Annotated in this window: 9 protein-coding genes; 7 read left to right on the top strand and 2 right to left on the bottom strand. The window is 67.5% G+C overall.

The genetic code is table 11. From position 1 onward, the window contains the following. The 6 genes from V1260_RS15470 (at position 1) to V1260_RS15495 (ending at position 2,890) form a co-directional block, all read left to right on the top strand. Positions 1-696, top strand: coding sequence for a hypothetical protein (locus V1260_RS15470; RefSeq protein WP_329747712.1), 696 nt, complete (start codon positions 1-3; stop codon positions 694-696). Positions 697-900: 204 nt separating this feature from the next. Then, on the top strand, positions 901-1,296 hold the full coding sequence (locus V1260_RS15475; protein WP_329747713.1) for an antitoxin HicB: 396 nt from the start codon (positions 901-903) through the stop codon (positions 1,294-1,296). 60 nt (positions 1,297-1,356) lie between these two features. Continuing rightward, on the top strand, positions 1,357-1,506 hold the full coding sequence (locus tag V1260_RS15480; RefSeq protein WP_299306098.1) for a hypothetical protein: 150 nt from the start codon (positions 1,357-1,359) through the stop codon (positions 1,504-1,506). 3 nt (positions 1,507-1,509) lie between these two features. After that, positions 1,510-1,959 carry a hypothetical protein gene (locus tag V1260_RS15485; protein WP_329747714.1) on the top strand — a complete coding sequence of 150 codons (450 nt, stop codon included), beginning with the start codon at positions 1,510-1,512 and terminating at the stop codon, positions 1,957-1,959. After that, positions 1,959-2,600, top strand: a complete 642-nt coding sequence (locus V1260_RS15490) for a hypothetical protein (protein WP_329747715.1) — start codon at positions 1,959-1,961, stop codon at positions 2,598-2,600. The genes V1260_RS15485 and V1260_RS15490 overlap by 1 nt, the downstream gene beginning before the upstream one ends. Beyond that, positions 2,597-2,890: a hypothetical protein gene (locus V1260_RS15495; protein WP_329747716.1), complete on the top strand. Its 294-nt coding sequence runs from the start codon at positions 2,597-2,599 to the stop codon at positions 2,888-2,890. Before V1260_RS15490 ends, V1260_RS15495 begins: the two co-directional genes overlap by 4 nt. 114 nt (positions 2,891-3,004) lie before the next feature. Here the strand turns inward: V1260_RS15495 and V1260_RS15500 are convergent, their stop codons facing one another. After that, positions 3,005-4,171, bottom strand: a complete 1,167-nt coding sequence (locus V1260_RS15500; RefSeq protein WP_329747717.1) for an ATP-binding protein — start codon at positions 4,169-4,171, stop codon at positions 3,005-3,007. Positions 4,172-4,621: 450 nt separating this feature from the next. Here V1260_RS15500 and V1260_RS15505 point away from each other — a divergent pair, with 450 nt between their 5' ends. Continuing rightward, a complete protein-coding gene (locus V1260_RS15505; RefSeq protein WP_329747718.1) occupies positions 4,622-5,035 on the top strand; it encodes a hypothetical protein in 414 nt (137 codons plus the stop codon). On the opposite strand, the gene V1260_RS15510 is transcribed toward V1260_RS15505, so the two are convergent. Beyond that, a protein-coding gene (locus tag V1260_RS15510; protein WP_329747683.1) for an IS3 family transposase occupies positions 5,015-6,162 on the bottom strand; the annotation gives its coding sequence in 2 pieces (ribosomal slippage) (positions 5,015-5,892 and positions 5,892-6,162; 1,149 coding nt in all). The two genes, V1260_RS15505 and V1260_RS15510, sit on opposite strands and share 21 nt — an antisense overlap. Between the last annotated feature and the right edge of the window lie 83 nt (positions 6,163-6,245).

Below are 6,245 nucleotides of genomic sequence, written 5' to 3' on the forward strand. Positions count from 1 at the left end.
ATGGAACCCACCCCGTATAGATCCCACCACCAGTTGGGGGAGAGAGTTCGAGAGGTGACTGCCGGGGAACCATCTCGCCTCGAGGTCAGTTTTCCCGAGTCGCCCCCCGACCTCACTGCCGTTGAGATCGCCGCAATGCTCGAGGTGATCACCTACCTCCACGACCTAGCACTGAGTGAAGAATTCCCAGGCCTCATCGTCGGCGAAATTCCCGACTTCCGGCACCCCCGGCGCAGCCTGCGCACCATCCCCGAAGCAGCGCTGCGGATCCGGAGCATCCAGTACGGCAGCCCGATCGTCGTCGAGCTCATCGTGCCCGCCGTCGCCGTAGCATCCGCCTTCGGTGCGCTCCTGGTGCAGGCCGGGGCGACGGTGCGGACATACCTGCAGGAACGAGGAGAGACCGGCCGCGAGGAGATCCGCCAAGAGGCCGAGACCAGACGCGAGAGGATCCGCCAGGACGCGGAGGTCGAGCGAGAGAGGATCCGCCAGGGAGAGCAGCGGCAGCCAGCCGCCCCGCCCGCACCTAAGGTTCCAAAGAGCCTCCTCCCCACGGGGTCCTCACGCATGCCAAGGAGTGCCGGCGTTGGCCACGGCGCAATGCAACCTGCACCGCCCCCGACTGCTAAAGAGCGCGCCCGGGCCCCTCAGACCCTCCTCGCAGAGATCACGAACGCGACTCCTCCTGAGGAGTGAAAGACCGACCAGTAGATCCAGCGGCGAAGATCTATTCTCGGGCTTTCCAGGACGTACCCATCGGACGCGCATCGCGACCACCCACGTGCCGCAACCACCGGCCTCGAAGGCAAGGACGCTTGCGTCCGCGGCAGCCATGACCCGATTGACCGTAAAGGGGGGCTCAACTACGCTTCGTTCGATGCAGTCCAAGGAGAAGCGCACATGACATACGAGGTCACGGTCCAGGCCACCCGTACACCCCAGGGATGGGACCTCACTCCCGAGGGTGCAGACGGCCCCGTCGCTCGAGTTCGCACGCTCGACAAGGCGCGCCCCGCAATCCTCGAGCACCTCGCTGCCGCCGACCCCGATGCCGATCACTCCGAGGCCACCCTCGTCATCCTCCCTGCAGCCGGAGAGCTCGGCGCAGACGTCCGTGCAGCCCGGACGGCCACCGTCGAGGCTGCAGCCGCCCAGGAGGCCGCCGCACGCGCCACTCGAGACCTCGTGATCCGCCTCGATGCCGCCGGCTACCGCTCCGCCGACATCGCCGGCCTCCTCGGTGTCAGCCGCTCCCGCGTCTCCCAACTCCTTCACGAGGGCCGCGCCGCGACCTGACTCGAACAGACGGTTTAGCCCCCCTTGACTCTTAGAGTTGAGGGGGGCTAATCTGCCTGCATGGACGAGATCACGAACCCCCTCACCGACGAGACCGACTTCCTCTCCGACGACCCGTGGGCGCAGGAGCTCGACCGCCAGGCCGAGCGCCGGCCCGCCGCGGCCGAGGCCGACTTCGACGACGAGCCCTACCTGGACCTGGAGGGCTGACCCATGAGCACCGACCACTACGCCGCGATCTTCCCCATCCATCACCCCGCCCCCGAGAGCCGGCACCACCGCGCCGCGCTCAACCAGCTCTCCAGCATCGTTCCGGACACCATCACCATCACCGGCGAATGGAGCGGCCACACCTGGACGGACCCCGCCGGCAAGCAGTGGTGGGTCATGAGCGCCCCCGCCGAGGGCCAGGACAGTGCCGACGCGCTCCCCGCCCTGCACGCCGCAGCCGAGCGCATCCACCCGGCCCTGCACACCTGGACCCAGCCGCACAGCCGCCCCAAGCCCGACCGCCTCGAGCGCCTCCGAGGCCTCCTCGCCACCGGCACCGCCGTCGAGGACGCGATCCGAGCCTGCGGCTGGGCCCGCACCCAGACCGCCGGCGCCGCCGCCCGCCGCGCAGGGAACATCACCCTCGCCCGCACCCTCGAGGAGGTCGCGTGATGGCCCTCGTCGACCGCGAGAAGATGACCGACGCGACCGGTGCCGTCCACCTCTACCGGCCCGTCCCGAACAACACCCCGGGCGTCCCGCCGGAGTACCCGCACCCCGACGCGATCCACCATGCGCGCACGTCCGGGCGAGGCCTGCACCCGTGCTTCCACCTCCGCCCCCTCGCCGAGGACCTCGCCTACTACGAGGAGCGCGGCGAAGAGCCGGACATGCCCGTCGACGGCGACCAGACCGCACGCTGGCGCGCCCTGCAGTGCTGGGACGACCAGATCGGCCGCCAGCCCGACAAGAAGAAGTTCACCGGCACTGAGCCGTGCGAGAACCCGGAGTGCCCGCACCCGAAGCCGCACTGCGCCGGCCAGTGGTTCAGCGACGACTGGCCCCGCTTCCGGGACATCGCCCACGTCCTCTACCCGGGCGGCAGGGTGCCGTGGCCGCTCGGCTACCGAGGCCCCCGCATCTACAGCGGCGGCTGGGACCAGTGGCAGCCGTTCAAGGACTACGCCCCCGAACCGGAGCCCGCGACGGCATCCGTGCCGGAGCCCGCGCCCGAGCCGGAGCGCACCCCCGAGGCTCCCGCGCAGACCCCCGTTCAGCTCGACCTCTTCGATGTCCTGGAGGCCCTCTCGTGAGCACCCCGACCCGCCCCACCGTCCTGGACTACCTCCTCCGCGCCGGCGACGCCTTCATCGAGGCCCTCGAGCTGTACGGCCCGGCCTCCACCGCGGCCGACGAGGCCCGCGCGCAGCGCCTCGCTACCTACGCCGACCGCTGCGCGCTCCTCGCCGCCCGCACCGCCGGCCGCGACCCTGCCCTCCTCGAGGGCGCCGTCGAGGTCCGAGACATGGCCTCACGCGCCCAGATCCTCCTTGACGCGATCCACCGCACCCGCGCGACGACCGCACCGAAGCGCGTCGCCTGACCCTCCAAGGAGCCCCTGTGAACCCGAGCCGCCCCATCAACCCTGACGACTGCGAGCGGATCGTCACCCGCCCGCAGTCCGGCGACGAGGGTGCTGGGTCGCCGATGGTTCTGGTTAGTCGTGTTGCCGAGCGATGAAGCCAGCCATGCCGGGGACCGTGAACGCCACGATCCCGTGATCCGGTGCGTAGATCAGTCCCTTGTGGATCAGGTTCGCACGTGTCGGACCTAGGCTGCTACCCGCCCGATTGAGTCGGTTCGCCACTTCGCCGGAGCCGACTCCGTCGTCGCCCTCAGGGCACATGGCTCGGAGGTACTGCTTCTCTGCCGCGGTTGTCCGATCCCACCGCGCACGGAAGAAGCCGTTGTCCAGCTGGCCCTGGCCGGTGGCTACTCCGAGTTGGGCATCAGCGAACTGAATTGGTGTCTCGGTCGCAACGTTCCAGGTCTCCTGACCGAACTGCTGGATGAAGTATGGGTAGCGCCCGGAAGCGTTCACGACGTGATCCAGAGCCTCGGCGCTCCAGTCGACCGCCTCGTCGCGAGCAGGCTTGAGGATTGCCTCCCTCGCGGCGCCGAGATCGAGCTTCTCGATGACGTTGTAGCGGAACCGCTCGGAGTAGGACTTCGCCTCCGCCAGCGTCTGGGGCAGGCTGGGAAGGCCCGCGAGGCCAAACAGCACGGGCAGGTCGCCCGTGGCTGCAGATTGCATGACGGCGGCCAGAGTCTGAACCTCCTCGGGGCTGAGATCCTGCGCCTCATCGATGAGCAGGGCCAACCCCACGCCGTCATCGCCCGCAGCCAGCGAGACGTCGCGGATGATCTTGCTCAGATCGGTCAGCAGAACTCCGCTGTCAGCTGCCCCGCCCGTTGCTTCGCTGAGATCAATGCCGAAGTTCCAGTTCCCGGCGGCGTCGTACGAGGCCTTGAAGGACAGCGCCGTCTTCAAGGCGCGTAGGAGTCTCTTTCCGGCGGAGGGCCGAACCAGGTCAGACAGCGGCCCATACAGCCCCTCGCCGATCATCTCGCGCAGGGTGCGGCCCGAGCCCGCCTCGACCTGCACTGTGATCCAGTCGCGTGCATCCGCGTCGCGACGAAGGCGCGAGAGCAGCACCGTCTTACCGACTCCGCGAAGGCCATACAGGATCATCGGCTGATCGGTCTTGCCGCGCTCGGCTCGCTGCAACGAGACACTCCAGTCATCGATGACTTTGTCGCGTCCGACCAGGGCGGACGGCTTGCGTCCAGCGCCGGGGGAATAGGGGTTTCGAACTGGGTCCACGGTAGCGCTCCTGAAATATAGTGAAGTCTAGTCGAGTGTAGCGAATCGCTAGACATAACTAGACTTCGGTAGAGATCGAGGGCCGTAATGTCGGCTGTGTCGGATGCATGTACTACGCACGACTCCAGGGACGCCGCATGTACGGGGCAGGCTCCACCCCTTGGGACTGCCGCACGAGGGTTCGGGTGCCGCCACTGAGCGACGAAAGAACTCCGCCGGTTACCGGCATAGGTCACAGGCGATGTCTCGGCGACAGGTGTCGCGTGTGGGTATACCCGAGTGAGCAGATCTGTGTCAGATCGCCCGTTTTAGACCCTGTGGGACGGGGGAGCCTACGGTGCCGTAGCTGTCACGCAGGGTAGTGCTCAACATGGCAGATGTGTCTAGTTGAGGTGTCGCCAACTCGCGCAGCAGTCCCGTCTATGGATGACAGGTGTGAGAAGTTGAGCCATGGACTGGTACAGGACACCGGGGTGGACCCTCGCGGAGCAGGAGCACTTCGAGCGCAAGCTCGCCCGCGCGAAGAAAGAGAACAGGGCCGAGTATCTGCGCATCAAGGGACTCTCGCTGGAGGATGCCGGAGTCACTGATGCGGCGCGCACTCTGTTCGTGAGGTCGTGTGTGGAAGCGGGCAAGAACTACTTCACTCAGAGCTCCGCGCTAGAGCACTTGGCTGACTCTGTGGCCGAGGACGATCCGATGGAAGCTGAGCGGCTGCTGCGCCGGCTCATCGAGGTGAACCCGACGCTCAACGGCACGACTCATATGGCGGAGGTCCACCTCGCTGGGCTCCTTATTCGGCGCGGTACGCCAGAGGCCTTGAGCGATGGGCCGCCCCCGTTGTTAGGTCCGGTCTCTGTGTGAGTCGTCGGGTTCCATTTCGTGGGTGCAGTGGCGAGCATAGTCGGCCGGGGTGAGGTAGCCCAGCGCCGAGTGGCGTCGCACGGTGTTGTACTCGACTTTCCAGTCGCCGATGACGACCTGGGCGTGCAGCAGTGAGTAGAAGCTGTTGATGTTCAAGCACTCGTCGCGCAGGCGGGAGTTGAACGACTCGACGTAGCCGTTGAGCCACGGCGAGCCGGGCGGGATGTACGACAAGCCGGTGCGGGTGCCGGCCCAGTCGGCGATCGCCTGGCTGATGAACTCGGGCCCGTTGTCGCTTCTGAGGACCGCGGGCGGGCCGTGCAGCTTGACGAGGTCGTCGAGATGGTCGGTGAGACGGTCGGCGGTGATGGAGCGTTCCACGAGGCCGCCGAGGCAGACCCGGGTGTGCTCGTCCACGATCGACGCGATCTTGATCGGACGCCCGGCCTCGTCGACGTCGAACTGGAAGTCGATGGCCCACACCACGTTCGGGGCGCACGCCTTGGGGGCGTCCGCGGTCGAGGAGCCGATGCGCTTACGGCGACGTTGCTGGGGCACGCGTAGGCCTTCCTCGCGCCATAGCCGCTGGATCTTCTTGTGGTTGACCTGCCAGCCCTCGCCGCGGGCGTCGTGGTACGCGCGCCGGTAGCCCCAGCGGGGGTGCTTCTTCGCGTAACCGCGCAGCCATTCACGCAAGGCGGCGTCGGGGTCGGCGACGGTATCGGCCTTGAGGGTGCGCCGGTAGGCGGACCTGGATAGCCCGGTCAGCCGGCACGCCATCCGCTCGCTCACCCGCATCTTCGCGATGAGGTGAGCGACGGCGGCGCGCCTCCTGCCCGGGCCTAGAAGTTTCCCTCTGCCAGCTCCTTCAGCGCCGCCTTCTCCAGCTCTGCTTCAGCGAGCAGACGCTTGAGGGTGGCGTTCTGCTTCTCGAGCTCCTTGAGGCGCTTGGCGTCGTCGGCCTTGAGCCCGCCGTACTGGTTGCGCCACCGGTAGTACGTCTGTTCCGACACGCCCAGCTCGCGGCACACCGCCGCGACGTCCGCGCCATCGGCCAGCATCCGGTCGGCCTGTCCGAGCTTGCGCACGACCTGCTCAGGCGTGTGCCGCTTCCTCGTGTTCGTCATGATGAGACCAGTCTTCCTGCCCGCAGCAGCGAGCATCAAGAGGACTCACACAACGACTGGACCTACATCACGGGGTCAGCCCA

Source organism: Brachybacterium sp. J144 (assembly GCF_036321705.1).
Taxonomy (GTDB): domain Bacteria; phylum Actinomycetota; class Actinomycetes; order Actinomycetales; family Dermabacteraceae; genus Brachybacterium.

Bases quoted from the DNA above. Each gene is read 5' to 3' on its own strand.
- V1260_RS15485 (WP_329747714.1), top strand. From the start codon at position 1,510: ATGAGCACCGACCACTACGCCGCGATCTTCCCCATCCATCACCCCGCC.
- V1260_RS15475 (WP_329747713.1), top strand. From the start codon at position 901: ATGACATACGAGGTCACGGTCCAGGCCACCCGTACACCCCAGGGATGG.
- V1260_RS15470 (WP_329747712.1), top strand. From the start codon at position 1: ATGGAACCCACCCCGTATAGATCCCACCACCAGTTGGGGGAGAGAGTT.
- V1260_RS15480 (WP_299306098.1), top strand. From the start codon at position 1,357: ATGGACGAGATCACGAACCCCCTCACCGACGAGACCGACTTCCTCTCC.
- V1260_RS15490 (WP_329747715.1), top strand. From the start codon at position 1,959: ATGGCCCTCGTCGACCGCGAGAAGATGACCGACGCGACCGGTGCCGTC.
- V1260_RS15505 (WP_329747718.1), top strand. From the start codon at position 4,622: ATGGACTGGTACAGGACACCGGGGTGGACCCTCGCGGAGCAGGAGCAC.